The sequence below is a fragment of the Flavobacterium sp. FG19 genome, from assembly GCF_057809475.1.
The window spans coordinates 123,777-150,571 of sequence record NZ_JBMDKA010000009.1 but is presented as its reverse complement, the minus strand read 5'-3'; the positions used below and the strand labels follow the sequence as shown (position 1 = coordinate 150,571).

Sequence of the window (26,795 nt, the reverse complement as noted above, 5' to 3'; positions counted from 1 at the left end):
GTTAAAAAAATTCCAAGTATGATGTATTGCATTATTTCTGTATAAAACTTTTTATTGTTTTTTCTAATCCTTCCTGAGCAGTATTGGGTAAATTATCAATCCCAATGGCAGACTTAATTTTTTTATTGGACACTCTGTAGTTTTCCGTTAATTTTTGAACCGTTTCAGAATTCAATGGAAATTTTATAAGATCCCCTATTTTAGCAAATCCGTTTATAAGACCTTTTGGTATAGAAATTAATCGTGTTTTTTTGTTTGAAACTGATCCAATAATTTCGATTAGCTGATTTGTAGATAAAACTTCATCATCTGAAAAATTATAAACTCCGGAAACAATATTTTTATTCACAAGAATTTCCTTAATCATAAAATTCAGATTATCAATTCCTAAAAATGATCTTTGATTTTGAAAAGCTGCCAATGGATATGGGATACCTTTTTTTACCACATTATAGAGTAAATTCAAATTTCCTTTATTTCCTGGACCGTGAATCATACAGGGTCTGATAATAAAAACTCTTTTCCCTTCCGGAATTTCTTTTGATAAGATGTATTCTTCAGCCTGCAGTTTTGATTGTCCGTATGGTGTTTTAGGGTTCGCATTTACATTTTCAGATAAAAGATCTAAAACTTCATCTGCAGCAGCTTTTACACTGCTAAAATAGATAAAATCCTTAATTCCACTTTCTAAAAAAACATCAAATAATTCTTTCGTTAAATCTGTATTTACTTTAAAATACTCAGAAGCATCACTTGTGTTTTTAGTATCATGTGCTTTACCGGCGAGGTGAATAATTGCTTCTCCCTGCAGATTATTCTTCCAATTTGAATTTCTTAATGAAACAGAATCTACAGCAAAAGAATGCTTTAAAAGGTATTGCGAAAGATTTTGTCCAACAAATCCGGAAGCTCCGGTAATGATGCTTTTCATAACTCTACTGTTCTGGTTATTTTTTTTCTTGGATCTAATCTGTTAGTTAACTTATGAAAGGTTTTTGCAAAAAATTTCGGCATAAGAGCTCTGATGACCGGTGAAAATACCCCTATATATGGAAAAAACCTTTTTACCTTAAGATCACGCAACCCATTATATCCCATAACCCCTTGCTCCCAGGCTACTTTTAGATTGTTTTTTTTATAATAATCGTCTGTGAATCTATAGTAAAGTAAGAACTCAGGAATGTTCGCAAATTTCAAGCCTTTCGCAGCGGCTCTCAGCCATAGGTCATAATCCTGTCTTCTTTTTATACCTGTGTTATATGAACCAATACCGATAATAGATTTTTTTTTAAAAGCAACTGTCGGGTGAGCCAGCGGACATGCCCAAATAACATTTAACAAATCTGCATGATTAACAGGAAAAATTCTTTCTCCTATAATCTTCCCATCATCATCAATATCCTTAACCCAACTCCCTAAAATATCAATATCTTTGTTGTTTTGCAAAAAAGTTACTTGTTTCTCAAATCTTTCGCTGTCACATATATCATCCGTATCCATACGCAGGACAATATCATTTGTACAGTTTTCCAATCCTAATTTTAAAGCGTTACCTAATCCTTTATTTTCATTAAGAGGTATACGTTTGATTGGCAATAGACCTGCATATTTATCTAATACATCATATAGTTCTTTAGAAAGCATACCGTCTTCAACAAATACTATTTCATTGGCTTGTAGTGTTTGATTTTTTAAACTTTCTAAAGCATAATCCAAATAGAGAGGAGAATCTTTATAATATGAGGATATTAAAACCGAGAACTTATAAACTTCCATTAGCGACGAATTACTTTTTTATTGTTTTTCTCAAATTCTTCTTTAGATATTTTCATGTTAGATTTTTTAATATCTATCGCTTCGTATTGATTATCAATTATTTTTCCTCCATTCAAATTCTGTAACATAATCTTATTAATTTTATTCTTTTCTAAAACAAAAGACTCCATTTTTACATCTTCATCTTTTGTTGTTGTAACTAAATTATCTCCTTCATTTCTCAAAATATCGATATTACTTCCCCCTTCAATCCAAAGAGAAATCCCTCTGTTTTTCTTAACTTTATTATCTATAATTTTTATATCCTGCAATTCTGTTTTTCTATTATCAGCTCTCTTATTATAAACAGATGTAGTTCTGATTCCATGATAATTATTATAACAATTGTTATTCTCTACTAAAATATTTTTTAATGGAGCCTGTAAATAAATCCCAGCTCCCGTTTTATTCTCTTCTACATTATTGTAAACTGAATTACCTCTGATTACATTATTTTGCCCTATATAATAATCATTTGACGTATTATTGTATAATTTATCATTATAACTGGCTAATTTTATTCCGCATTTTTTATTATTATAAACCTTATTATTTTCGATTACACTATTACTGCCTTGAAAATAAATACCGTGTTCTCCCGAAAAATTAATTACGTTATTATAGATATGTATATTATCAACATTTCTTTGCGCTAAAATACCGTCGTTACCTGATTTACCATTAACATCATTATGAGAAATAGTATTGTTATATATTTCAGAATTCTTTCCTGATGGCCTAACTAATATTCCTATGATGTTGTGACTAATAACAGAGTTCATTAATTTAAAACTGCCATTTACACACACACCTACTCTGCCATTTTTAAATACGCAATCATCAATTACATTATCTTTACCATCAACATCGGAAAAAGTAAGTAACCTGTCAGAATAAACTACTTTTTGTGACTTACTCTTAGCTTTTGTATCAAATGTTACCTTCGTTACTTTATTATTACTTCCATTCAGATTTAGCAGTTCCTGTACAAAATCAGCTTCAAAAAAAGATATTCCCTGGATGATATTGCCATCTCCATTGATTTTCAATAAAACTTTATGATTCGTATTATAAGACAATATCCTTCCTTCTCCAAAAATTTTCAAATTATTAAATGAAAACTCAAGTGGTGAAATTAGATAATCCCCTTTGGGTATATACAAAGGGAGAGACTTCTTAGCAGCTTGCTCAACAGCCTTTTTAAAAATATCCGTATTATCTGTACGCCCGTCACCTTTACCTCCCACATTACTTATATTTATTATATCCGAATTTTGTGCTCCTGCTTCATGCACTGTAAGCATAAAACTTAGTAACAAAAAAAGCACAATATTAGTAGTAAACTTTATCATAATATCAAATTTATAGATTCTTAAAGATAACGGATTTCAACAACATTTTATTCTATTTTACGCAACTAAGTTTACATAATATAAACAATTATTTTTTTATGCGACCATCAAAAAACAATCTGGCAGCTAAACCAAAAAATAGTGTAAATATGTCTTAAATTAAATTTCTAACTAATACTGAAATGATAATTATTAAACTCCAATAATAAAAAAAAGTGAACGCAAATTTGGATAACTGAGAAAACTCTTAAGACTATATTTAAAACAAGTCTTATAATCCTGCCCTCTGGCGCTTCTTGCTAAAGACAGGTATAATTTTGAAAACAATTTTCTTTTATGAAATAAATTCAACTGGGAAATATGTACCTTATATTTTTCTATTATATGATTAACAGCAATTTTCTTTTTTACCAAGGAACCAGTAACCTGATTAGAATAATTTTCAGCTATTGCATAATTAACGCTGTAACTTTTATCCAAGCCTACTAGTGTTATTTCACAAATTCTAATCCAGAGATCAAAATCCTGCAGGGCAGGCAGTTTTTCATCGAACATACCTGCAGACATAAATATTTCTTTTCTGATCGCAACGGAAGATGTTCCTCCGATGTAATTATTAAAGAAAATATCAGGATAAATATTACCCTCCTTATACCCTGTAATCTTACGAACTATTTTTCCATTACTATCAACAACATTTCTATTTGAATATACTAAGCCTATTGAAGAGTTGGTCTCAAAAACATCAAGCTGACTAGCTATCTTTTCTTTAACCCAACTATCATCGTCGTCTAAAAACATTAGAATATCACCAGTTGCATAACAAGCACCTATATTTCGCGCAACATTTCCTCCTTCACTACCTTTCGTATTCAGAATAATCAAACAATTGTTTTCCATAGCTCTTAGCCTGAGAGCTTCAATCGCCTTATTTTCGGAACCATCATTCACCACTATTACCTCATGAGGTAAAATGCTTTGATTAAAAACACTATCAACTGCATTAATCAAGGTTTTTTCTCTATTATATGTTGGAATAATTACAGATACCTTAAACATAATAAATTATAATTTTTAAATTATTTTTTTCAAAAGAAGCCTTAATACAAAAGACATACGAAGGATAAAAGAATGTAAGCAGTACTGAAATCGAATGATGTATTCCAACAGAAAAAAATCAAAAGAAAACCTAACATTATATCACCCTGATTATTATGAAGATTAAAACTTCAGAAGCTTTTTATATGCGCTAACAACATTCATAATGGGCTCCCTAAACGCTTAAAAATAAACACAATGTAAGTTTTACACTTCGCATTGAAACAAGTATAAAACACCTATTTTTATTATGTATGATGAAATTTTATCTTTAGAATAATTCATGAAACAAAAAATAGTGATAAATAGTCATTTTGAGATTTATCTTTGAGATTTATCTTTGAGATTTATCTTTGAGATTTATCTTTGTAAAGGTGAAAATATTTTTCAGCAACTCTTGGTAGAGAATATTTGTTTTGTGCTATCTCCCTTGGTCTAAACTCATCTTTCCTAAGCTCACCACCTGATACATGTTCGAGCATAGAAGCTAAAGAGTTAAAATTGCCTAACTCAAAGGTAGTTCCAATAGGATCAGTACATAATTGTTTATGAATTGGGATATCTGAGAGAATTACGGGAACATCAGAGGCTATTGCTTCGAGAACTACATTAGGCATTCCTTCTGAATATGAAGGCAAAATCAAAAAGTCTGATATGTTATAATAGTCTGATATGTTTTCAGAAAAATCTCTATATACAATGGATATTTTTTCTTTTTTTTCATTCAATTCAGCAATTCTTTTTTCAAAATCCGGCACATCGTATAATGGTCCTACCAATAAAAATAAAGTTTCTTGTCCAATTATTGCTAAATCTATAGCATTTAGTAAATCCTCAATTCCCTTACGCTTACTGATCGCTCCAACAAATAAAAAGATCTGGCACTCGTTAGAAACAGATATGGAGAGCTTTTCTCTAAGAAATTCTCTTTCAGAGTTGCTAACAGGTTTAAACCTCTCTGTATCCACTGAATTCGGTATACTCGAAACCTTACTCTCCGGGTAACCTATCTTTATTAAATCCAGAACAATACTATTGCTTATAGCAATTATTGTGTCCGCTTTTTTTAGAAAGGAATTTCTCAAATCCCTTAAAGCTCTTTGCAGTACGCTTCCCTTATCTGATGGCTTAACGTCATCTTGAGCAACTTTAACGATCAATTTTTTATTAAAAATCTTCGCAAAAATACTTGGCACAATTACTTCTGGCCCAGCTTTAACTACGTGAAAAACATCATGTTTTTTAAAATACCAACAGCACCTCAACAGGAAGAAAAGAGAAAACCAAAAAAAAATTATCTTCTCATACTTATAAGCATTCCGGGTTTTATTAAGCATACTCTTGACATATACCCCTAATTTTTCCTGCCCCCCATAAGCAGTAAGAATGGTTATCGACACTTCGTCATCAAGGGTCATAAGCTCCTTGTTTACTGTATGCAGCTGTTTTCCATAACCTGAAAATGAAGGCGGGTAAACAAAACATATTTGCAATACTTTTATCATGAATAGCTTTTAAGTACTTTTATTTCATCCTCCTTCAACCATAATCCTTCTGATGATTTTTCGGAAATAATTTTAGCAGGCACTCCTCCGATCGTACAATTTCCTTCAGGAAAACTCTTATTCACAACTGCATTTGCTCCAATAGCTATATTATCCCCAAGTACAACAGGACCGAATATTTTAACGCCAGGTCCTAAATAAAGATTGTCTCCAATCGTAGCTGCTGCTCCACTAACACCAGCTTTGGTACCAATATTTACACCAACATGCACTCTCGCATTAGCACCAATTTTAGCATTCTTATTTACAATTATTGGACCGAAGTGCGCAAGCGATAAACCAGGTCCAAAAACATTGATCCCAATATCAAAGCCTAATTTTATCCCTAGTCTATGACGCTTTACTTTATAATAAAATGCCAATAACTTGTTGGACACATTGTGATGATATTCTTCTTTTCTGAGCAGTATCTGGTATCTCCATATTTCATCACCAATAAATCTTGGATTTCTTCGTTTTTTATTTAAATAAATACGATCCTGTTCCAAATAATAATTTAAATCTTGCTTAGATTGTATCATTTTTTTTCTTTTATTTGGTTAATACCCTCATCGATAGTTTCTAATTTTTTATAAACAGCTTCTGAAATGATTATGTTATTGGCATTGAGACAGTAATTAAAATGATCTATTATAGCATTTTCACTCAAAGCTGAATTAAAACAATTACCTGAGAATCCTATTTCTTTATAAAATTGTTTTACCTTATCATGATATGGAAAAGAACATATTTTTTTCTCAAAAATTGCACCTAATATTCCCACATGCAGTTTAGAAGTTAATACAAACCTGAAAGAATCGATAGTATCAACCATTGCAAGATACCCACTATATGGAACCCATTTGTCATTTATTAGTTTTTCAATATCAGGATTAGTGCTTTTTACCCTTTCATATTCACCTGGATGATCCTCTATAAACCATACATCTTCATAAGTATTAGATTTCAATAAATGATTTATCAAATGCCTATTAAGCTCTGGTTGCTTAGAAGTTAAATGCAAAGCTATATTTCTTGTGTTTCTTGTTTCTTTGGGAATATATGTCTCTTTCAATTTAAGAGCATAATCAAAGGAAATTGAGATATCACGTTTCACTCCGATTTTTTTTAGCGTTTCATACGAATAGTTATCCCTTACCACTATTTTTTTTGCTCCATTACAAAACGTTCTAATTATAATTGAGGAAAGTCTTTTTTTAATAGGTCCGGCTCCAACACCTAAAATAACATATTTCTTTCCAAATAATCGTGCTAAAATTCCATAAACAAAAATCAACTTAAATCTCGAAAGTGCCCATTTAGTTTTATTTCCAGGCGGCTCAGAAAGATATCCTCCTCCAATAAAAAAAAGACAATCAGATTTAACAAAATCCATAAAACTTCCTTGCTTAACGTCAAGCTCATTAGCTACTTCTTTTCCAACATTAGGAAAAGTGACATCGATTTCAACATCTTCCAGTAATGGTTTAGTATAGAGATCAGCTAGTAAAATATCTCCAAAATTATCGGTCCAAAGTGCTCCAATTACAGAAACTTTTTTCATTATTTATTTTTTTTTAGTAAAAGAAATTTATTTTTTTTTAACAACTCTTCCGTATGAGATTCATTTCTCTTACCTACCACTCTTTGTCCAAAACCTACTACAATATCACCTGCCTGAACATCCTTTGAAACAATGGTCCCCATTCCTATCACTGCACCATCACCAATTGTTACTCCGGGAAGTATACAAGCGTTCATCCCTATCCAAACATACTTACCTATTGTTACCTTTTTTTTATTTTCAGTTTTATCATAAGGTAATAGATCTCCTTCTGTATTATGATTAACAGTATGTATTGTAACATTTCTAGATATATGTGTGTATGAACCTATCTCTACACCTCCTGCGGCTCTAATAAAAAAGTTTCTTCCAACAAAAACATGCTCGCCTATATTAATATTATCAACTTCATACAATCTGCCAAAACCTTCAAAAACGCAATGTTCTCCCCTTTTTTGAATTTTCTCCAAAAGGACTATGCCGAACATTCTTTCAAAAAACTGAAACACATACATTGCAGGTTTTACTACTATACGTAATAGAAGTACCTTAATTAACCTTTTTAATTCTTTCATTTTTCATCAAATTAAATAATCTCAGAACCACAAAAATATAGTGCAGCGATAAAAAGATTGAGTATATTAACAGAAAAGTTTCAATTTTAAAACCTAGAAGTTTAGAAATATAATAAATTACAAAAATAGAGAAAAGTCTAAATGTGTGTATAAAAATTGTCTTACTCTGTTTTTTTAATACTACCAGAACATTCATTAATGGTGATGCAATAAATTGCGTCACCAAGAAAAAAGACAAAATACTGCAGAATTCACCGGCGCTTTCCCACTGTTTACCAAAGCAAAAAATAAAAATAGGCCTAGCCAAGAACAAAACCACAAGAAAAGGTAAAATACTTAACATTAATAACTTTTTAGCTACTGATAGTGTGACATCAAAAAGTTCGCTAGTTTTATAATTTTTGATTGTTGAAATTTCTTTGTAATAAGCTTGTCCAACTGAATTTCCTATTAATGTAATTGGAAGTGCAATTACCGTTATAGCTAAACCAACTTGTCCAGTCATCGAAGTTCCATACAAGGATGCTACAATTATAGGTATTAATTGAGTTGACAAAATAAATAGGAAATAGGATGCTAATCTATACGCCGGAAAGTCCTTATAATAGCAAAACAAGAATTTAATTCGGCTTAATCTCAATTGGCTGCTATTTATTCTCCAATCTTTTTTATACTGCGAATACAATGCTAAAAGTCCTCCGGACCTGCCAAAAACAGCTCCCATCAATAATCCCAAAGGTTTAATTCCAAATAAACCTAAAATTATTTTTGTGGACTCACCTGTCAAGTTTTGAAGAGATTTGGTCTTCGCCATCAACTTATAATTGCCTTTTCGCAGGTTCCAGTTATAAAGTAGTTCGTATGAGTTTATAAAAAAAATGCTAATTCCTATTAACCACCAATACATTGTAATATTAGTTATTCCAAATATAGTGAACAACTGTATTCCAAAAAGCCAAAGTATAACAAATGTCAGAAAAGAGAATGTAGCATTTATCATAAAGCCAAGCACAGAAACATTTAACGCATATCCATCTGTTTTAGGTAAAATTATAGCATCGGAATATTTAAATGTTCCAAATGGCAGTAAAATCATTACAATCGAATTATAGATAGACAAAATACCTATATCTCCTGGTGAATAAATCCTCGTAATTAATGGTAAAGAAACTATTCCTATCAATTTCCCTACTCCTTCACCTGTAGCAAGAAGAATCATATTACTAAAAATAGTATTACTTTTTGTTCCTCCTATTTCTTTAAAAATCTTTTTGAAATTCACTTTATTAATATCTCTCAAACCATTCCACAAACTTCTCCACACCTATTTCAATAGAAGTTCTGCTTTTATACCCCAAAGCATTCAATCCATTAGTGTCCGCCCAAGTACGAGGCACATCTCCCGGCTGCATTGGCATCAGATTCTTCTTTGCTGTAATTCCTAAAGAAGTTTCCATACATTCAATAAATTTCATTAATGAGACAGGTGAACCATTTCCAATATTAAACAACTGATAACCTGAATGTTTTGCAGCTGGATTTTTTAAAGTAATAATTACACCTTCCACAATATCATCTATATAAGTAAAATCACGACTCATCTCGCCATTGTTGAATACTTTTATTTCCCGATTGTTTTTCATCGCATCGGCAAACAACATAGGCGCCATATCTGGTCTTCCCCATGGTCCATAAACCGTAAAAAAACGTAATCCAGAAGTAGGAAGCTTGTATAAATGACTGTAGGTATGTGCCATCAATTCATTTGCTTTCTTAGTTGCAGCATACAAACTTACCGGAAAATCTACCCTATCATCTTCTGAAAATGGAATCTTATCATTTTCTCCGTAAACAGATGAACTAGACGCATACACCAAATGCTTAATTTTATAATGACGACAGCACTCAAGTATATTAACGAATCCAACTACATTACTATCAACATAAGCCAATGGATTCTCTAAACTATAACGAACTCCAGCCTGAGCTGCTAAATTAATCACATAATCAAACTGAAATTGCTCAAATAATAGCGGTAAACCTTCACGATCTTCTAAATTTAAACGAATAAAACTAAAATTATTATATTGTTCTGAAGAACATACCTTATTCCAATTTTCCGCATTATCTTTTGCTATTCCAAGCTGTTTCAATCTATTATACTTAAGACTAACTTCATAATAATCATTGATATTGTCTAATCCTATTACTTCATAACCTAAATCAATTAATTTTTTTGACAGGTGATAGCCTATAAAACCTGCTGCTCCTGTAACTAGTATTTTCATAAAGTATTAATTTAAATTAATTTTAAACATTATTTTAAAGGACTTTCTTTTTACTCTAAAACTGAGATCTTAAAATCAAAAGTATTTATTATGTTCTAAAGCAATATTAATTCTAAAAAGCTCTTCCCACTGATCTAAATACAAAGCAATATTTTCTGTTTTTTTGTGGTTACCTATTTTTTCTTTGTTGTTAGCTCCCAAAAACATTTTAGTTGAACTGTAACACCATAAAAATATTGCCTCAACTGATTCTGTTAAACAATCATCTGCTGCAAATTCAAAAGTGAAATAGTCTGACTAAATATATTTACGATTCTATTTTTTAAATATAACAGATGATTCTGAAACGGACAAATAACTGAAACCTTCATCTACTCTAGTTTTGAAAAGATTCTGCTTTTAAAAACTTATAACTGTGTACTAGTGATAAAAATGCAAATAATGCATATCCAGATGACAAACCATATGAAACATTCCAAAAAAGAAACATTAACCAAAAGATAAAAATCATAATAAGCAAAGTTATATTTATATCATTGCTCTTCAAGATTTTAAGAGAATTAGAAAATGCTTTTACTATTAAAATAAAAAAAAACAAAATCCCAATGTAACCACTGTCTATACCAATTTCCAAAAAAATATTATGAGGGTAAAAACCTATAATATTTTGAGAAGATCCTAACCCGGTTCCAAATGGATTCTTAACAATAGAATGCATCGCTGGAATATACAGATCGTCTGTTCTTGAATCACTGTTACCAATTTCCATTTCAGAAAATTTATCTAACAAATAACCTGAAAGAAAATTATCAATTATCACTTGTATTACTATAAACAATACAAATAGAACTAACAAATACATGAAAACATCTTTGACTTTAAAATTCGCTAATCCCTTAAGAAAATTAAAAAATAAATAAGAAACAATTAACAAAGTTGGAAATAAAAGAGGTGATCTTCCAAATAATGATAGTAGTGCTATATAACCAATAAATATACCTGCAAGAAAGATTAACTTATAAAAAAAATTCTTTACATTAATCAATTTAAAAAAAGAAATAATTATCATTACAGCGATAGGAAGCCCCAAAGTCAAATAATGAAATTCCTCCGTAAAATGAATAGTAAAAAAAATTTTCTTTAGAGACAGGAATACCCCCCAAAGAAAGAGTAACATATAAGAAATATCTAGTGCCTTAAGTGTTACAGTATGAGGTAGAATAATTACTATTAAAAAAAGCATTACATACTTTACAAATTCTACTATGTCAGGAAATCCATAATAGAATATATATAAATAAACAAACAAAAGCAAAAAAAAAGAGAAAAGAGGTACTAATGAATTATTTATACCTTTAAAAACTTTATTTACACCTCCTTGCAGTACAATCACCGCTGAAGATAAAAAAAGTGGAATAAAGTTAAAAATACTGCTAGAATACAAAACCCCTTTTAAAGTAGGAGAAGCAACCAGAACAAAAATACTTAAAGCCGATAAAAAATTTATAACAAAGGTTTTTTTAAGAGTCATTAAATTTTGTTTATAATGGGGTTACAATCCATACATAATGTTCTAAGTTTACTTTCTTCAAAAACAATACTCTACTACCAATACCCCAGTTTAAAATCACATATAGTATTAAACCTACGAATTAACCAGTAATAGTATTAAATGTTTTTTTTATGATTAAATATAAAACAGTCAAAAAACCAAATAAGAAACCGCCAAGTAAAAAACAACTCACTTTTCCAGCTTTTTCTCTATCTAAAGGCAATATAGGCCTATCAATCACTTGAATTAAGGGAGTGTCTTTTCGTACTGCGACTTTTGCTAATTCAGTTTGTTTTACTAATTCCGTCAAAATAGCTGTATTAGCTTGTACATCCACCTGACGACGAGCAGAAGGAGCTCTCCGAACATTTAATGCCGGATTCAACATAAAAGTATTATCTGTAGCTACAGCAACTCCTGTTATAGCACTATTTAGTTCTCCACGGATAGAATCGGTTTGCCGATTCAAAATTTCCATATTCATCCGTGATTTTTTACTTTTACTATCTACATAAAACTTACTGACCTGTTTCGCCAAACCTTCACAAAAATAAAGAGAAAACAATTCATTAGTAGAAGAGACGTCCATTGAAATTATAGATGTTTTTTTCTCTTTTATATCAACCGATAAAGATTCATTAATCAATCTTTTATAAATTAATCCCAGAATACTATCGTGTTCTCTTGTCAAATATTTACGATTAGTGTTAGGCAAAAATTGTATATTTTTTAACTTAACTTCATCGTTCCATTTCTCTCGCCATTTGGTATTTTCAATATACATTTCAGCCAAAGAAATCACTTTATTATTAACATTAACTGGTGTTAATAACGTATTTTCAACCATTGTACGAGATTTAAACAGCTCTGTTAAGTTAGAACTAGAAAAAATACCACCGCCGCCGCCGCCAAGATCTAACCCTAGAGAACTTGTTAATGCTAAAGCACCTAATCCTCCTCCTTTGTCATCTTCAAGAGCAAAAGATAAAGAAGCTGTGTAAACTGGCTTCTTAACAAAAGAGTATACTAATCCTAAAGACGCTCCTATAATTCCCGCCAGTACAATTACTTTCCATTTTGTGAGCAAGTAATAATACCACTCTTTTGCTTTTTCTAAGATTTCTTTTAACGAAATCTCATCATTTATTTGAGGTTTATTATCCATAAAAAGTTATAATTTTATTTAAAAGCTGTTACAATCAACAAAGCAAGGCTTGTTATTACGCTGCCTAAGCCTACCCATTCAGTAGTACTCATTTTAGTTGTCTCAGGTTTTTCAGGTATTACAATCTGGGAATCAGGTAAAATTTTCGGGTATGATTTAAAAAATAAAAAGGATTTTATCACGCCCGCTTTTCCATTTGGATAAATAACGTATCCTTTCTTTTTCCACCCTTTACTATCAACACCTCCTACAGCATCCAGATAGTAATTAAAACTTTTACCTTTCTTAAATGGAATTTCGGAAATTAGTAATACATTTCCAACCACTTTTACACCCTCATTAAATTTAGCCACAACAATTTCATCACCAGGAAACAGCGTGACATTTGAATAATGATCATTGTCTTTTATAATTTTTTCCCAATTAACAGGTATCGTAGAAAACTTAATCTCATTTTTAAGTTTTCCGGCTAGATTCTCTTCAGCGTTAGTTGCGTTGATATTTACATTTTCAACATCTTCAATCTGATCTCTCTTTATTGGACGCATAATTTTTAATCCTTCAATATTTGCATCAGCTGTTAATCCGCCTGCCCGCATTACAACAGAATAAACAGATTCCTTTTTATTAGCAAGCACATACTTTCCAGGATAAGCAACAGATCCGCTTACCACTACTGTTGAAGGTTTTTCATAAATAGCCATTCTTCGAACATAAACAACGTCAAATGGTTGTAATGAAAAGTTTTTCATTTGTCCAGTATTTTCAGGAGTCAGCTCTATATTAAAAACCTCAACTCTCCTTAAATCCTTCACATCAATTGTCTCTGCCTTAATCATCCTGGCAATTTCTACTCTTTTCGAAGCAGACCCTGTAAATCCTCCTACCTGCAGAACCAAATCATTTAATGTAAGATTTTCGAAATAAGGGTATGTTCCTGGATTTTTCACCTCTCCCTCTATGGTTACTTTATACTCTTCTCTAAATTCCAAAATAGAATATACCGTCAAAACATCTTCTCTCTTTAACTCAATGTTAGCATTTAAATCACCACTCAAAGCAGCACCTAAATCAACATTTACAATTTCTGAAGTCAAATCAGATTTTAATCGAATTATCTTTGCTCTTTTGGTATATGCATCCTCTTTAAGTCCTTCCGCTCTGGTAATTAAATCGCTTATTCTCATTCCTTCAATAAAAGAATAGGTATCTGGTCTGAAAACTGCTCCTTCTACTCTAATTCTGTTTTCAAATCGATCTAAAATCCTGGAAACTTTAAAAACATCTCCAGAATTAGGCATATAACTGGAATATTTATCTTTATTAATATCAAGTACTTTAAATTCTTTATCTGTCTTTTGTTCTACACTTACTGAAGCTGTATAGGCAAATTCATTAAATCCCGAAGCAAATGACAATAAATCAGAAAATGTTTCTCCTGTTTTGATTTCAAAAATACCTGGACGCTTCACTTCACCAGATAAAGTCACCCTCTTGCTGTATGCAGGAATTCTAACCACATCATTGTCTCGTAAACCTATATTATCTGATTGATCTCCTTTTACCAAAAAACGATAAAGATCAATTTTCCTCAAAACTTTGTTGTCCCGAACTAATTCGATATCCCTAAAGCTCCCGTTTTTCCCAGGGCCGCCTGCTAACTGTAAAGCATGAAAAACCGTAGCTAATGAAGAAACCGAATAATTCCCTGGACGATTTCCACCAACCACAGTTACTTTAATGGTTCGTATTTTATTTAAACTTACACTAACTTGCGATTGTCCGGATTTTACGGTACTGTATACTTTAGCAATTGATCCTTTTATTTTTTGAGTTGCTGCCTCAATTGTCATTCCAGAAACTGAAATTTGTCCCACATATTGAATACTTATCTTTCCTTCTGGCGTAACTGTTACACTAGTATTAAATTCCTGAACACCATATACTGAGACTTGTAACTCATCGCCCGGTCCTAAAATATAATTAACGGGAGTAGCTAATTTTAAATCCTGAGCAAAATCAACACTTGAATTATCAAATAATTCAGAACCAAAAACTAATTCATCATCATTTTTTTTAACAGTATTGTATTGAACTGCACTTTGACTGCTTACAGCAGTTAAATCAGTTGCAGTTCCAGTACTTGATACTGTATTTGAATTAATAGTTAATGCTTCCAAACGTGCTTTCAATTTCGCGAATTCTGTAGGACTCATACCTTTAGATAACGCCATTGGTTCTGCCTGATCTATAGAGACTTGATTATTTAGTAATTGCGCTTTAATTTTGGAAATATCACCATCGGTAAGATTATCAACTTTAACATTACTTAAATCGCTACCTTTTAAAATATCCTGTGCCACTACATTACTAGTTTGTAAAAGAGCTATGAATACGATGATAACTACAACTATTTTTTTCATTGTAAAAACTTATTTAACTTAAAACGAATCGAAAATTTGATTCAAATTTATAATTTAACATTATATGACTTAAAACTATAATTTATTATTAATTACTTAGAAAAAACAAAAATTAATTTTCACAAAAAACTTTATGGCTTCGCCATAATGAGTCACATCATGACCGTTTTTTCTAAGAGTTTGCGAATTTACACTAAAAAATAGATTTATCATCATCTTTTTTTTTAAACAAACCAACACTTTACTTGTTAATTATAACAAAAAAACAAAACTATTCCTTCTCTACTTTTAGGATAGATTCTGTAGATTCCATAACTACTCCAGTCCTTCTTTCAATTAATACAACCACGAAATCATTGTAAGTAAAAACTCTCCTATAATGAGTATTGTCTCTCATAATAAGACGAATATGCCCCAGAAGTCACATTATTCAACCAATCTTGATTATTCAAATACCATTCAATCGTTTTTTCCAATCCTTCTTCAAAAGTTACAGATGGTTTCCAGCCTAATTCTTTACTAATTTTAGATGCATCAATTGCATAACGTAAATCATGACCCGGCCTATCCTTCACATACGTGATTAATTTTTCGGAAGTTCCTTTATTCCGTCCCAGCTTTCCATCCATAATCTGACATAATAACTTCACCAGATCAATATTTTTCCACTCATTAAATCCGCCTATGTTATACGTTTCATGATTTTTTCCTTCATGAAAAACTAAATCAATAGCAATCGCGTGATCTTCAACAAAAAGCCAATCACGTGTATAATTTCCATCACCATAAACAGGCAATGGTCTATTGTTGATAATATTATTTATAAAAAGAGGAATTAATTTTTCCGGAAAGTGATAAGGCCCATAATTATTAGAGCAGTTGGTAAGCACATAGGGCAGCCCGTAAGTTTCACCATAAGCTCTTACAAAATGATCGGAGCTCGCTTTGGATGCTGAATAAGGTGAATTAGGATCATAGGCAGTAGTTTCTGTAAAAAACCCTTCTGTACCTAAAGATCCATAAACTTCATCAGTACTTATATGATAAAATCGTTTACCTTCAGAATTATCTTTCCATTGATTTTTTACAGCATTCAACAAATTTATGGTCCCAACAACATTCGTTTTTACAAATGCCAAAGGATCTTCAATTGAACGGTCTACGTGAGACTCTGCTGCCAGATGCAAAACACCATCAAAATCATGTGTAGAAAAAAGTTCATTTATAAACACTTCGTCAACAATGTTTCCTTTTACAAAAGTGTAATTAGTTTTTTGTTCAATATCTTTAATATTCTCTAAATTACCCGCATAGGTCAAGGCATCTAAATTAAAAATATGATAATTTGGATATTTATTTACAAAGCGTCTCACTACATGAGAACCAATAAATCCGGCTCCGCCAGTTATAAGAATTTTTTTCATTAATAAATTTTAATTAATCTAATAATTCAGAGTTATTTTTCACTAAATCATTATAGACATCTTTTACATCTTGGGAACTTTCTTTTTGTAAAATTAAATTCGCTGAATCAGTATGAACAAAAATAGTATCTTTCAAACCTAAAAAGACCGTATGTTTATCAGATCCAATTACCATGTTTCCGTTTCTGTCTACTGGATGGCCTTTTGAAACTAAATACTCATATACTGATTCAAATGAGCCTAAATCAGACCATGAAAATGAAGCCGGCACTACTTTTATCTTTTTACTGCGTTCCATCACGGCATAATCGATACTTATTGATGGAATTTCTAACGATAAATCCAAATCTAAAAAACCATCACCATTTGCTTCCCAGGCTATTTTAGATTTTTCGTAGACATCAGGTTGAAATTGTTTTAATTCTTCCAATAAAACTCCCGCTTTAAAACAGAACATACCACTATTCCACAAAAAATTTCCTCTGGAAATAAATTCTTTTGCGGTAGTTTCATTTGGTTTTTCACGAAAAGATAGTACTCTGTCACCTTTCGACTCTATATAACCATAACCCGTTTCTGGTTTAGTTGGAATAACTCCAAATGTAACAATAAAACCATCCTTAGCTTTTGCAACTGCTTCATCAATTGCAGCATTATAATTTTCCATCATATCAATTATATGATCTGATGGTGTAACGATCAATATATCATCTGGATTAGATGCAAATGCTGCAAAAGCAATAGCGGCGGCAGTATTTCTGGGAGTTGCTTCAACAATATTCAAACACGAAGTCTTAGACTTCTCCATAACTTTACAACTAAGTTGATAATTATCAACATTCCCTACAACCATTACCTTATTTGCCAAATGACTGTTGCGATTTACGGTCATCTCAAACAACGATTTCCCTTCAAATATCTCCAAATATTGTTTTGGACGACTTTTACGAGAAAGGGGCCAAAGTCTGCTTCCTACTCCACCGGTTAAAATTACATGAATTATCGATGCGTTCATTTATACTCTTTTTAATTCTTTCTCAGCAACCTCTTTTCGAAGATTACTGCTTGAAAATCGATGATCCCTAACATTAAAATACAGCGTTATCCCCTTTTCTTCACAATAAGTGCGGCCTGTAAAATTTTTATCCTTATATTCATCTCCCAGGATACGAACATCAATTTTAAACGAACGTAAAATATCTTCCAAATCTTGTTCAGTTGCATATGGCACAATCTCGTCAACAAATTTACAGCCTTTTAACTGTATGTAACGTTCAACCACTGTTTGAGATGGTCTGTTTTTTTCCGGACGATCTAAGGTTGGATCTGTTTGTAAGCCAACGATTAAATAATCACACTCTCTTTTTGCTTCTTCTAACATTTTAATATGCCCAGCATGCAACAAATCAAAAGCACTAAAAGTTATTCCTACCTTCATAATTTAAATTTTCAATTAAAGTCTACTATCCGTTATAGTACCCAAAACTCCTTTTACATCGTATACTAAGCTATTCTCTTTTCGTAATTCAGAAAAATCTAATTTTAAAAATTCATCATGTGCCACCCCCAAAACAACAGCATCAAATTTTTCCTCAGGAACAGTATTAATCATAGACAATTTATACTCTTTCATCACTTCCTCTGCATTCGCCAGAGGATCATAAATAGTTACTAAAATTCCATACTCTGTCAAAGCTCTTACCACATCAACAATTTTAGTATTACGAACATCTGTACAGTTCTCTTTAAAAGTAATTCCTAACATTAACAGACTAGCTCCATTAACAGAAATTCCTTTTTTAATCATTAATTTGACCACTTGAGAGGCTATATACTCCCCCATACTATCATTCAAACGTCTTCCTGCCAGAATTATTTCAGGATGATATCCAAATTCCTGCGCTCTTTGTGCCAAATAGTAAGGATCTACACCAATACAGTGTCCGCCAACAAGACCTGGTTTAAACGGAAGGAAATTCCATTTTGTAGCGGCCGCATTTAAAACTTCCTGAGTATCAATATTCATTAAATTAAAAATCTTCGCCAGTTCATTGACAAATGCAATATTAATATCCCGTTGTGAATTTTCAATTACCTTAGCGGCTTCGGCTACTTTTATTGAAGGTGCCAGATGAGTCCCCGCTACAATAACTGACTTATAAAGTTCATCAACTTTTAATCCCGTTTCAGGAGTTGAGCCTGAGGTAACCTTTAATATTTTCTCAACTGTATGCTCTTTATCGCCAGGATTAATTCGTTCTGGAGAATATCCTACAAAAAAATCCTCATTGAACTTCAACTTCGAAATTTGCTCCAAAACTGGTACACATTGTTCTTCAGTAACACCCGGATACACTGTAGATTCATAAATCACCAAATCCCCCTTTTTTAATACTTTACCGACAGATTCACTTGATTTATAAAGAGGTGTTAGATCAGGACGATTATTTTTATCAACCGGAGTTGGAACCGTTATTATAAAATAATTGCAGTTTGAAATATCATCAAGAGAGCTGGTACAATACAGTCCTTTCTCATCACCGGGAATACTTACTAATACTTGTTTTAAACTGTCAGTAGTGACTTCCAGTGTACTGTCAATTCCTGAATTTAAACTTTTCACTCTTGATTCATTTATATCAAAACCAACAACTGAATATTTTGTAGCAAATAGTCTGGCCAGAGGTAAACCAACATACCCTAGACCAATAACCGCTATTTTCGTTTTTTTTTCCAATTTTACTTTCAATTTATTAGTTCTAATTATTTAGACTCACGGCTTCGCCCTTCTAAGTCACAAAAAACAACTCAGACCATCTTAAAAAACAAGTTCGGCAAATATAGCATATTCATTCTGTTTAATCAACAGGGTTTAGTTCATAAACCAAATAGAAATCGTGTTAATTTTTTGGTAAAAAACAATTCATTCTAACCAATACATATATTCACATAAAAAAGAGAGCTTAAAACACTGAAATGTTTAAGCTCTCTGATAAAGTTTACTAAAAAATCATTTGTACTTTATTTTCAAAATACATCCCAGACTTTCAAGAACTAAAATATAATGCGTTTTTGAAACCTCTCGCACGGTCACATCCTGATTACTAAAAGCTCCCGAATCTAATTTTATTTTATCTCCAACCTGAATTGACTCTACTGAAACATCACAAACACTGGAAGACTTAAGACTTGTCTTTATAATGTTTATTTCTTCATTTCTTACAATTGCAGGTTTTCCAAGCCAAAACAAATACCTGATTACACCCGGAATTTTAAAAACCGTATTTCGGTCTGTTTCATCAAGCTGAACAAATACATACGAATTAAAAAGAGGAATTTCTACCTTCTTTTTTCTATCCGACCATTGTTTGACCTGAGTTATTAGAGGACAATAACATTCAACCCCAATCTCATTCAGTTTTTCTGCTACTTTCTTTTCCCATTTAGGTTTTGTATATACTACATACCAATTCATATCTTTAATATTGAAACAATCCTGCTTTGTTTATCATATATACTTCCAATACTTCAATATTAAAAACTTTAAAATTACGAACCGATCCCTTTGTAAACAAAACCTATTTCTTCCAATTCTTTTGCATTTAAGATATTCCTACCATCAAAAACAAATGCCGGTTTATGCATTGAGTCGTATATTTTTTTCCAGTCATATGTTGAAAACTCATCCCATTCAGTAAGAATTGCAACAGCATGAGCATCTTTACAAGCCTCGTAAGCATTGTCAAAGGCCGTTAATGAGCTGTTATTCTGATCTGCTGATCTTGTTCCCAGATAATCCAAATCATTCAACATCTTATTTCTGGAAACTTTAGGGTCATAAACCGAGATTTTAGCCTGTTCATTAATCAAATCATCAGCTACATAAATTGCAGCGGACTCACGTGTATCATTCGTATCCTTTTTAAAAGCCCATCCTAAAAATGTTATTTTTTTATCGGCAACTGTATTATACAATGTTTGAACAATCTGACTTGAAAACCTTCTTTTCTGATGATCATTCATGATAATAACCTGTTCCCAGTAATCTGCAACTTCAGTTAATCCATATGATTTCGCAATGTAGACCAGATTTAAAATATCTTTTTGAAAACAGGAGCCCCCAAAACCAACAGAAGACTTTAAAAACTTAGGTCCAATTCTGCTGTCCATACCAATTGCCCTTGCCACTTCGTTTACATCTGCACCTGTTTTTTCACATAACTCGGACATGGCGTTTATGGAAGAGATTCTTTGTGCCAAAAATGCATTTGCTGTAAGTTTTGACAATTCTGAAGACCAGACATTAGTCGTCAAAATTTTATCCTTGTCTACCCAATTGGCATAAACGTCAACAAGAGCTTCTATGGCTGCTGCTCCCTCTGGAGTAGTATCACCTCCTATTAAAATTCTGTCCGGACTTAGTAAATCTGTAACCGCTGTTCCTTCAGCTAAAAATTCAGGATTTGATAAAATTTGAAACTGAACACCATTTCCGGTATTGTCTAAAATACTTTTTATGGCTTCTGCTGTTCTAACCGGCAGAGTTGACTTTTCAACAACTATTTTATTATCTTTTGCCACTTTTGCAATTTGTCTGGCACATAACTCAATATACTTTAAATCTGCTGCCATACCCTTTCCTTTACCATAGGTTTTGGTTGGAGTATTTACTGAAATAAAAATCACCTGAGCCTCGTCAATTGCCTTTTCAACAGCTGTTGAAAAAAACAGATTTCTGCCTCTTGCTTCTGCCACAACTTCTGACAATCCTGGCTCATAAATAGGAATATTATCGGTATTTGGATCATTCCAGTCTTTAATCCTTTGTTCATTCAAATCAACTACAGTAACTTGAATATGTGGACATTTTTGAGCAATTACTGCCATTGTCGGACCTCCGACATAACCTGCACCAATGCAACAAATTTTTGTAATCTTCATTTTAATTGATTTTTAATTATTTTAATTTATCTATTTTTCAAATTATTCCAGTACCAGTCAATCGCTTCTTTCAATCCTAGCTGCAAGGAATATTTGGGATTATACCCCAGTAATCTTTTTGCTTTTCCAATACTGGCTAGTGAATGTGGAATATCTCCTGCCCTATTATCCCCATAAGTTATTTCTACATCTGCAATTTTTGGGTCAAACTCGGATAAATATTTTTTTAAATATTTAACCAAATCATTCAACGTATTCCTATCTCCAAAGGCCGTGTTATAAACTGTATTAACCGCCTTTTTATTGTAAGTGGTCATAGCCAGTTCATTCATCTGAATCACATTATCAATATAAGTAAAATCACGCGAGTAATTACCGTCGCCATTAATAACCGGGCTTTCCAGATTCATTAATTGTTTTACAAACTTTGGAATCACAGCTGCATAAGCTCCTTCGGGATCCTGCTTTCTTCCAAAAACGTTAAAATATCTCAGTCCTATTGTTTCCAGTCCATATGTTCTACTAAAAATTTCGGCATATAACTCATTCACATATTTTGTAATAGCATAAGGAGATAAAGGTTTCCCAATAACCTCTTCTACTTTTGGCAGTCCGGCTGAGTCTCCATATGTAGAAGAACTTGCGGCATAAATAAAACGTTTTACTCCTGCATCCCGTGATGCCACAAGCATATTCAAAAAACCTGAAACATTTACCTCATTTGTTGTTATTGGATCGTTAATTGATCGTGGAACAGATCCTAATGCTGCCTGATGCAATACATAATCAACTCCTTCAACCGCTAAATTACAATCTTCTATATTTCGAATATCACCTTCAATTAATTTAAAATTTGGGTTACTTTCAAAATCTTTTAGGTTATGACGATGACCTGTAGAAAAATTATCTAAACAAATTACTTTATATCCTAATTCCAAAAAATACTCTGACAAATTCGAGCCTATAAATCCTGCTCCGCCAGTAATTAATATTGTATTTTGATTTAAATCATTCATTTGTCTGAACTATTTTTTTCTAAATTTATTATAAATCAAGTTCCATATTCCGCCTTTCTCCTCTTCCTCATGGTAGCCATTTGAATAAGCTCCGTAACCATAACCATATCCATAAGTTGAACCGTACTTCGCTTTATTTTCAAAACCGTTAAAAACAATACTTGCATTTGTTAGCTCACCTCTTTTTACTTTATTATTCAACAAAGTTATCATATCTTTTTTAGTATAATTTTGTCTTACTATATACAAAGTAACATCAGCGTACTGCACCAGTTCTGAAGCATCAGAAACCAAACCAACCGGAGGGGTATCCAAAATTATATAATCGTATTTTTTCTTCAGCTCCTCAATTAATTCTCTCATTGCATCACTCAAAATCAATTCTGACGGATTTGGAGGAATCGGTCCGGAAAGGATTACGTCCAGATTGGCAATTTGAGTTGAATTTGTAATTTCGTCTACCGTATTTTGTCTAATCAAATAATTAACAACTCCTAACTGATTATTGGTTATACAAAACTCGTCAGCTAATCTCGGTTTTCTTAAATCCAATCCAACAATAACCGTTTTCTTTTCACTTAAAGCAAAGACAGTCGCAATGTTAATAGAGCAGAATGTCTTTCCCTCACCACTAATAGAAGAGGTAATCATTAATGTTTTTGCTCCATTAAGCTGTTTCCTTTTGTACAAAAACTGTAGTGAAGAACGAATTCCTCTAAAAGCTTCGGACAAAGCCGATTTCGGTTTATCAAAAACAGCCAGATTCACAGAGTCTTTATTAACTCCAATAACCCCAATGATGGGTATATCTGTCAGTTTAGTAATATCATCTGTATTTTGAATAGAATTATTTAAAACAAAAATTACAATAACAAATACCAAAGGAATTAATATCCCTAAAAACAGAGCTAATATGTAATTTACAGAAGTTTTAGGACCTACTAATCCGTCTCCGATATCCTTAGCGGGGTCTATAAAATGAATATCAGATAAATTGGAAGCTTTTACAATTTCGGCCTCATTTCTTTTTTGAAGAAATTCAGTGTAAATATTATCATTTAAATCGTATTTCCTTTTAATTTTTAAAAGTTCCTGCTGTTCTTCCGGAAGTTTTTTAACTGTATTTTCTGCCTGGCCAATCTTTGCATTTACCAAGGACAAATCATACAATAAGGATGATTTTGCAGAAGTTATATTTTCCAGCAAAACATTTTTAACTGCTTCCATCTGATTGTCAAAATCTTTAAAGATTTTATCGCTTTTTACAGCATAAGCCATCTCTGATCTCTGTGTCGAGAGTGCTATAAGTCTGGAAATATTTGTAACAATGTTAGGATCATCTATACCGGCAACAGAAGGTGCGGGCAGTCTTGAATAATCAACGCTGTTGTTTAAATATGATTTTAAAGAGTTATAATAAGTGATTTTTCTGGTTACCTGATCTTTTTGAAGATCAAAACTCATGATCTTATCTGAAACTTTTTCTCCACCGCCTTCAATTTCATAAATATTTTTGTCTTTCCTGAAATTTTTGAGCTCGTTACCTGTTTCTTTAAGCTGCGATTCCATAGCAACAAGAGTACTATCAATAAAACTTATGGTATTAGTCGCAAATTGATTTTTACCATCCAGTTGAATTTTAATCAGCATTTTTACGGTCGAGTTCAAATATTTAACCATTCTGGCTTTATTGGTTCCCTGCATTCCCAAAGTCAATATAGAGCCGGCATTCTTGTCGCTGTCTACACTAATTCCTCTATAACGCGAAACGGTTCCGTCAAAATCATTAAATCTTACATAGTATTGTTTGCCTTTATAAAAACCGGGATTGTCTTTGATTTCCAGTTTCCAGTTTAAAAAAGGCAGAGAAACCTGTTCTCCAACTTTATATTTTTTGTCAAATAATGTCGGTTGTACCGAAGTAGTACTGTATGTATTAGTGGAATATGTAATTAAGGATACCGAATTATTTTCAAAGGGAATCTGAATCTTATATTCATTTTCACTCACAAACAATATACTGATCAGTGAATTAGCCAGCTGTCCTTTTGATTTATCGATATTAACATAAAAAGGAACGGCACCATAGGAATCTATTAAATTATACTTCCCCTGCTCAAGATAGTCAATATAATATTGTAATTTATCGACAACCAATTCATTATGAGATCTTGACTGTAATATTGTCGAAATACCGTTTACCTGATCTGAAATCCCTCCCCAGTTAAAAACTAAACTTGTATTAGATGTAAAAAACGGATTACTTTCTTCCTTAATAGAAATCAGGGTCTTCATCGCATAAATTTTTTCTTTACGAATATTGACCTGATAAGCAATTGTAAATGCAATGATCAAACTAACCAGAAACCATTTCCAATAGCTTAGGATTTTTAACAGAAATCCTTTAAAATCAAAATTTGAATGATTTTCAAAAATGGAAAAATCTTTTATATCTAACATCTCCCTTCTGAAGTTTTAATTCTTTATAATTAAATAAACTGTCGTAGCCAGCGACAATAGTGTTATAACAGTCCCAACAGACTGTATCCCTGTCTGACCAGTACCCCACGTTTTCTGTCTTAATGGCTTAACATATATATAATCATTAGGCTGCAGATAATAATACGGTGATTTCATTACATTAACATCAGTGAGATCAATGTCGTTCATTTGAACTCCGGTCGGGGTTTGACGAATGATCGTAACCGCTTTTCTGTCTCCAACTGTGGTAACATCGCCTGCATTCGCGATAGCCTCCATTATATTAACATTATCTTTAAACAAAGTTTTGCTACCCTTGATTCCTACCTCTCCGTTAATTGTATATCTGAATCCGGCTAGTTTTACCGTAACAAAAACATTTGCTTCACTTTTAAAATATTCTTCAAGCAGTCTTTTTTCAACCATTACGCGAACTTCTTCCAAAGTATAGCCAATAACATTAATTTCTCCCAGAATAGGCATTCTTATATTTCCATGATCATCAACAGTAAAACCATCAAAATACAAACTTGATTCTGATTGACTTGTAATATTATTAACACTTTCTGTTGTATTAAAAATAGACACTAGTTTAGGGTCAATGGCTTTGATATTAATTCGTAAAACATCATTTACCTGAAGTCTGTAAGGTTTAGACTCTACCACTGAAATATTATTTTGTTCTCCTGAATTATTTTTATTTTGTAAATACACAAGATCATTCAACGGAATACAGGATGTAAATAACATGCTGATCAGTAATAAAAAATAAAAGCTGTTTTTTGTCATTTTAAAAATTTTATGGCAAATATAGTTTTTCCTTTAGTCTTCAGGAAATCTATACAGGACTTAGAAACTATTTAATTGTTTTTAAAAGTCTTTTCGAAGGGAACACGATGTAAAATACTTCTTCCCAAAGTAACTTCATCGGCATATTCAAGTTCATCTCCTACTGAAATTCCCCGGGCAATGGTTGAAATTATTATTTCTGAATCCGCAATCTGTTTATAAATATAAAAATTGGTTGTATCTCCTTCCATTGTAGAGCTTAAAGCAAAAATAATTTCAGTAACTTTTCCTGACTTCACTTTTTCAACTAAACTTGAAATAGTAAGCTGTCCGGGTCCGACACCTTCAATAGGAGAAATTTTTCCTCCCAAAACATGATAAATCCCTTTGTATTGTCCGGTATTTTCAATTGCCATTACATCCCGAATATCTTCCACTACACAAATAGTCTGGTGATTTCTGGAATTATTGGCGCAGATTTCACAAACTTTTGTATCCGAAATATTATGGCAGTTTTCACAAAACTTAATATCCTCCCGCATTTTTAATAAAGCTTGTGTTAAAAAGCCGGTTTGCTCCTTGGGCTGTTTTAACAAATGAAGCACCAGCCTTAATGCCGTACGTTTACCTATTCCGGGTAATTGCGACATTTCATTAACTGCTTTTTCGATTAATTTTGATGAAAATTCCATAACAGCAAAAGTAATACTTTTAATGGTTTACCAGACTCTCACCAAATTAAATTCAACATTCTTTTTAATTTTAAAA

The 26,795-nt window shown here is 32.0% G+C and carries 23 protein-coding genes; all 23 read right to left on the bottom strand.

What is annotated here, in order from left to right:
• Window positions 1–31 precede the first annotated feature (31 nt).
• Window positions 32–931, bottom strand: coding sequence for an NAD-dependent epimerase/dehydratase family protein (locus tag ACODST_RS11415; protein ID WP_488932223.1), 900 nt, complete (start codon window positions 929–931; stop codon window positions 32–34).
• A complete protein-coding gene (locus tag ACODST_RS11410; RefSeq protein WP_488932222.1) occupies window positions 928–1,776 on the bottom strand; it encodes a glycosyltransferase in 849 nt (282 codons plus the stop codon). Before ACODST_RS11410 ends, ACODST_RS11415 begins: the two co-directional genes overlap by 4 nt.
• Window positions 1,776–3,167, bottom strand: a complete 1,392-nt coding sequence (locus tag ACODST_RS11405) for a right-handed parallel beta-helix repeat-containing protein (protein WP_488932221.1) — start codon at window positions 3,165–3,167, stop codon at window positions 1,776–1,778. The genes ACODST_RS11410 and ACODST_RS11405 overlap by 1 nt, the downstream gene beginning before the upstream one ends.
• Window positions 3,168–3,359: 192 nt before the next feature.
• Window positions 3,360–4,226, bottom strand: a complete 867-nt coding sequence (locus tag ACODST_RS11400; RefSeq protein ID WP_488932220.1) for a glycosyltransferase family 2 protein — start codon at window positions 4,224–4,226, stop codon at window positions 3,360–3,362.
• A gap of 386 nt (window positions 4,227–4,612) precedes the next feature.
• The gene (locus ACODST_RS11395) at window positions 4,613–5,770 is read right to left on the bottom strand and encodes a glycosyltransferase family 4 protein (protein ID WP_488932219.1); all 1,158 of its coding nucleotides are present in this window, start codon (window positions 5,768–5,770) and stop codon (window positions 4,613–4,615) included.
• Window positions 5,767–6,351 (bottom strand): serine O-acetyltransferase, encoded by a 585-nt coding sequence (locus tag ACODST_RS11390; RefSeq protein ID WP_488932218.1) that lies wholly within the window; start codon window positions 6,349–6,351, stop codon window positions 5,767–5,769. The genes ACODST_RS11395 and ACODST_RS11390 overlap by 4 nt, the downstream gene beginning before the upstream one ends.
• On the bottom strand, window positions 6,348–7,373 hold the full coding sequence (locus tag ACODST_RS11385) for a polysaccharide pyruvyl transferase family protein (protein WP_488932217.1): 1,026 nt from the start codon (window positions 7,371–7,373) through the stop codon (window positions 6,348–6,350). Before ACODST_RS11385 ends, ACODST_RS11390 begins: the two co-directional genes overlap by 4 nt.
• Window positions 7,373–7,948 carry an acyltransferase gene (locus ACODST_RS11380; protein ID WP_488932216.1) on the bottom strand — a complete coding sequence of 192 codons (576 nt, stop codon included), beginning with the start codon at window positions 7,946–7,948 and terminating at the stop codon, window positions 7,373–7,375. Before ACODST_RS11380 ends, ACODST_RS11385 begins: the two co-directional genes overlap by 1 nt.
• On the bottom strand, window positions 7,923–9,230 hold the full coding sequence (locus tag ACODST_RS11375; protein WP_488932215.1) for a lipopolysaccharide biosynthesis protein: 1,308 nt from the start codon (window positions 9,228–9,230) through the stop codon (window positions 7,923–7,925). The genes ACODST_RS11380 and ACODST_RS11375 overlap by 26 nt, the downstream gene beginning before the upstream one ends.
• 4 nt (window positions 9,231–9,234) lie before the next feature.
• Window positions 9,235–10,236: an NAD-dependent epimerase gene (locus ACODST_RS11370; RefSeq protein WP_488932214.1), complete on the bottom strand. Its 1,002-nt coding sequence runs from the start codon at window positions 10,234–10,236 to the stop codon at window positions 9,235–9,237.
• A 376-nt stretch (window positions 10,237–10,612) separates the two neighbouring features.
• The gene (locus ACODST_RS11365) at window positions 10,613–11,767 is read right to left on the bottom strand and encodes an O-antigen ligase family protein (RefSeq protein WP_488932213.1); all 1,155 of its coding nucleotides are present in this window, start codon (window positions 11,765–11,767) and stop codon (window positions 10,613–10,615) included.
• 121 nt (window positions 11,768–11,888) lie between these two features.
• Entirely contained in the window at window positions 11,889–12,953 is a 1,065-nt protein-coding gene (locus ACODST_RS11360) for a Wzz/FepE/Etk N-terminal domain-containing protein (protein ID WP_488932212.1), read from the bottom strand.
• A 14-nt stretch (window positions 12,954–12,967) separates the two neighbouring features.
• Window positions 12,968–15,376 (bottom strand): SLBB domain-containing protein, encoded by a 2,409-nt coding sequence (locus ACODST_RS11355; RefSeq protein WP_488932211.1) that lies wholly within the window; start codon window positions 15,374–15,376, stop codon window positions 12,968–12,970.
• A gap of 374 nt (window positions 15,377–15,750) precedes the next feature.
• On the bottom strand, window positions 15,751–16,800 hold the full coding sequence (rfbB, locus tag ACODST_RS11350; RefSeq protein WP_488932210.1) for a dTDP-glucose 4,6-dehydratase: 1,050 nt from the start codon (window positions 16,798–16,800) through the stop codon (window positions 15,751–15,753).
• A gap of 13 nt (window positions 16,801–16,813) precedes the next feature.
• Window positions 16,814–17,815 (bottom strand): mannose-1-phosphate guanylyltransferase, encoded by a 1,002-nt coding sequence (locus ACODST_RS11345; RefSeq protein WP_488932209.1) that lies wholly within the window; start codon window positions 17,813–17,815, stop codon window positions 16,814–16,816.
• Window positions 17,816–18,238 (bottom strand): adenylyltransferase/cytidyltransferase family protein, encoded by a 423-nt coding sequence (locus ACODST_RS11340; RefSeq protein WP_488932208.1) that lies wholly within the window; start codon window positions 18,236–18,238, stop codon window positions 17,816–17,818.
• A 15-nt stretch (window positions 18,239–18,253) separates the two neighbouring features.
• Window positions 18,254–19,537, bottom strand: coding sequence for a nucleotide sugar dehydrogenase (locus tag ACODST_RS11335; protein WP_488932207.1), 1,284 nt, complete (start codon window positions 19,535–19,537; stop codon window positions 18,254–18,256).
• A 273-nt stretch (window positions 19,538–19,810) separates the two neighbouring features.
• Window positions 19,811–20,275: a UpxY family transcription antiterminator gene (locus ACODST_RS11330; protein WP_488932206.1), complete on the bottom strand. Its 465-nt coding sequence runs from the start codon at window positions 20,273–20,275 to the stop codon at window positions 19,811–19,813.
• Between the two features lie 74 nt (window positions 20,276–20,349).
• Window positions 20,350–21,741 (bottom strand): UDP-glucose 6-dehydrogenase, encoded by a 1,392-nt coding sequence (locus ACODST_RS11325; RefSeq protein ID WP_488932205.1) that lies wholly within the window; start codon window positions 21,739–21,741, stop codon window positions 20,350–20,352.
• Window positions 21,742–21,767: 26 nt separating this feature from the next.
• On the bottom strand, window positions 21,768–22,757 hold the full coding sequence (locus tag ACODST_RS11320; protein WP_488932204.1) for an SDR family oxidoreductase: 990 nt from the start codon (window positions 22,755–22,757) through the stop codon (window positions 21,768–21,770).
• Window positions 22,758–22,766: 9 nt separating this feature from the next.
• The gene (locus ACODST_RS11315; RefSeq protein WP_488932203.1) at window positions 22,767–25,217 is read right to left on the bottom strand and encodes a polysaccharide biosynthesis tyrosine autokinase; all 2,451 of its coding nucleotides are present in this window, start codon (window positions 25,215–25,217) and stop codon (window positions 22,767–22,769) included.
• Window positions 25,218–25,232: 15 nt separating this feature from the next.
• Complete coding sequence (locus tag ACODST_RS11310) at window positions 25,233–26,027, bottom strand: polysaccharide biosynthesis/export family protein (RefSeq protein ID WP_488932202.1); 795 nt, start codon at window positions 26,025–26,027, stop codon at window positions 25,233–25,235.
• A gap of 71 nt (window positions 26,028–26,098) precedes the next feature.
• On the bottom strand, window positions 26,099–26,719 hold the full coding sequence (gene recR, locus ACODST_RS11305; RefSeq protein WP_488932201.1) for a recombination mediator RecR: 621 nt from the start codon (window positions 26,717–26,719) through the stop codon (window positions 26,099–26,101).
• Between the last annotated feature and the right edge of the window lie 76 nt (window positions 26,720–26,795).